A 1,752-nucleotide genomic window follows, 5' to 3' on the forward strand; every position below is an offset into this window, starting at 1 on the left:
GGCTGCCGGCGCGGCGACGGCCACAATGGCGGTGGCCGCTACGCCGATCAGGATTCGCGGAACGAATCGCATTTTGGGGCCTCCTCGGGAGAGGTGTTGCTGACCCCGTCTTGGTACGTCGGCCCTATTGCCGCCCGCTTACAATTCGCTTAACTCGCCAGGTGACACCACATTTGATCTTATAAGTGATCTTACCGATTTTTATCCGGCGGGGATCACGGCGCCCGCGTACTTCTCCTCGATGAAATCCTTGACCTTCTGGTCTTGCAGGAGCTTACCGAGCTTGACGATATTCGGGTCGTTCTCGTGCCCGGCCGCCACCACGAGCCCGTTGACGTACGGATTGGCGTCGGTCCTCTCCAGCACCAGGGCCTCGGTGGCGGGGTTGAGCCCGGCCTCGATGGCGTAGTTGCCGTTGATGACGGCGGCGTCCACGTCGTCCAGCGAGCGCGGCAGCTGCGCGGCCTCCAGCAGCTTGAACACCAGCTTCTTCTGGTTGCCCGCCAGCGCCCTGGCGATGCCGACGCGCTGCTTCTGCCCGCCGGAGAGCTGGTGCGGCCGGTCCGCGCCCCTGCCGCCGAGCCCGACCAGGTCGAGCAGCTCGGCCACGCGGCGCTCGCGCTCGGCCCCGGGCACGCCGAAGATCTCGCCTTCTCGTACGTGCAGGTCGACGCCGTCGAGCGCGACCGTGTCACCGTACGTCTTGCTCAGCCTGCGCAGCGCCTTCACCGGCCGGCATTTCCCGCCTTCTCGGTGATCTGGGTCACGATGCCCCAGCTGTGGGGCGGGATGACGGCCGGGTCCGGGGACGGCCGCCCGGGTGAGAGGGCGGCGGTGGCCTCGACGGGGAAGCGGTGCGGCTCGTCGCCGAGGTTCAGCAGGGTGACGACGTCCGGCCCCTGGTCCGGGTGGGAGGCGCGCAGGGCGGCCGTCGTGTTCGTCAGGTGCTCGGTCGTGGTGCGCGCCCTCACCAGCCAGGGGTGACGCCTGCGGAAACCGATCAGCCGCTGGTGAAGCCGGTATACCTCGGCTCCGTCCGGCGGCAGTTCGCCCGGCCCGTCCGGGTAGGCGGGCCTGATCGCGTCGTCGCCGCCCGCCCGTTCCTCCTTCAGGCCGCGCAGCCCCCGCTCGTCCCCGTAGTAGACGCTGGGCAGGCCGCCGACGGTGAACAGCACGGCCAGGGCGTGCCCGAGGTGGCGCGGGTCGTCGAGCCGGGTGGCGAGCCTGGTGACGTCGTGGTTGCCGACGAACGTGAGCGGCACGAACGTATCGAGCAACTTGTCGTGGCGCTTGAGCGCCCAGGCCAGCTCGAAGAGGTTGCCGTCGTTGAGCGAGCTCCAGACGGCCTTCCACAGCTCGTACTGGGTGACCGAGTCGAGGCCCGACTCGGCGACGTATCCGGCGTAGTCGCCGTGGATCACCTCGCCGCCGAACCACGCCTCGGGATGCCGTTCGCGCACTCCCGGCAGGATCGCCCGCCAGAACTGCGGCGGGACGGCGTACGCGGCGTCCAGGCGCCAGCCCGAGGCGCCCCGGCCGAGCCAGTGGTCCATCACCGCCGCGACGTGCTCGTGCACGGCCGGCTCGCTGTGGTCGAGGGCGACCAGCCCGGGATGGCCCTCGAACACCTCGTAGCCGCCCGGCCCCTTCCTGAACCACCGCTCGTCCGCCTGGAACGAGCGGCCGACGTGGTTGAACACGCCGTCGAGGACGATCCGCAGCCCCCGCTCGCGCGCCGCCGCGGCGGGCGCG

General features: G+C 70.3%; 2 protein-coding genes. Both read right to left on the reverse strand.

Features of this window, described 5'->3' with window-relative positions; genetic code table 11:
- Window positions 1-201: 201 nt before the first annotated feature.
- The gene (locus KME77_RS22775; protein ID WP_308250834.1) at window positions 202-729 is read right to left on the reverse strand and encodes a MetQ/NlpA family ABC transporter substrate-binding protein; all 528 of its coding nucleotides are present in this window, start codon (window positions 727-729) and stop codon (window positions 202-204) included.
- Window positions 726-1,752: alpha-amylase family glycosyl hydrolase (locus KME77_RS22780; protein WP_219470963.1), on the reverse strand; the 1,027-nt coding region annotated here is incomplete at its 5' end. The genes KME77_RS22780 and KME77_RS22775, both read right to left, overlap by 4 nt.

Source organism: Nonomuraea rhizosphaerae (genome assembly GCF_019396405.1).
Lineage (GTDB): Bacteria > Actinomycetota > Actinomycetes > Streptosporangiales > Streptosporangiaceae > Nonomuraea > Nonomuraea rhizosphaerae.